Source organism: Methylobacterium sp. WL116 (genome assembly GCF_008039455.1).
GTDB lineage: Bacteria > Pseudomonadota > Alphaproteobacteria > Rhizobiales > Beijerinckiaceae > Methylobacterium.
The window spans coordinates 1-805 of the sequence record NZ_VRUV01000994.1 but is presented as its reverse complement, the minus strand read 5'-3'; the positions used below and the strand labels follow the sequence as shown (position 1 = coordinate 805).

The following is an 805-nucleotide window of genomic DNA, read 5'->3' as shown; positions in this document are numbered from 1 at the left end:
GCTGCGCCCGGACCGGCCGCGCGTCGCGGCCGAGCTCCCACGCCCAGGCGGCGAAGCCCATCAGCACCAGCCCGATCAGCGCCGCGAGCAGGCCCTGCGGCCCGACCTGCTGCGCCAGCACCCAGACCAGCCATGCGACCGTGGCGTAGATCGGGAAGGCGAGGGCCTGCTTCAGCACGTCCATCCAGGCGCCGGGCCGGGGCAGGGCGCGCAGCGCCGGCGGCCACAGGGTGAGCGCCAGGAAGGGCAGGGCGAGGCCGAGGCCGAGGCTCGCGAACACGACGAGGCCGGCAGCGGTCGACTGCGTCAGCGCGAAGCCCACGGCCGAGCCCATGAACGGGGCGGTGCACGGCGTGGCCACGACCGTCGCGAGCACGCCGGTGAAGAATGAGCCTTGGAGCCCGGCCCGCCGGGTCAGCCCGTCGCCGAGCCCGGCCAGCCGCCCGCCGAGGTGAAGCATGCCCGACAGGCTCAGGCCCATGGCGAAGAGCAGGTAGGCCAAAGCCGCCACCACGGTCGGCGATTGCAGCTGGAAGCCCCAGCCGATCCCGGCGCCGCCGGCCTTCAGGGCGATCAGCAGCGCGGCCAGCGCCAGGAAGGCCGCCAGCACCCCCGCGGTGTAGGCGAGCCCGTGCAGCCGGACCCGCGCCGGCGCTTCGCCGGAATGCCTCACCAGGCTCAGCACCTTGATCGACAGCACCGGGAAGACGCAGGGCATCAGGTTGAGGATCAGGCCGCCGAGCAGCGCGAGGCCGGCCGCGGTCCACAGGGTCAGCGCCTCGGCCGGGTCGGTGCGCGCCGCCGC

General features: G+C 75.2%; 1 protein-coding gene. It reads right to left on the bottom strand.

Going from position 1 to position 805, the window contains the following annotated elements:
• On the bottom strand, nt 1–805 hold an 805-nt coding region (locus tag FV223_RS28995; protein WP_281407488.1), incomplete at both ends, for a cytochrome c biogenesis protein CcdA.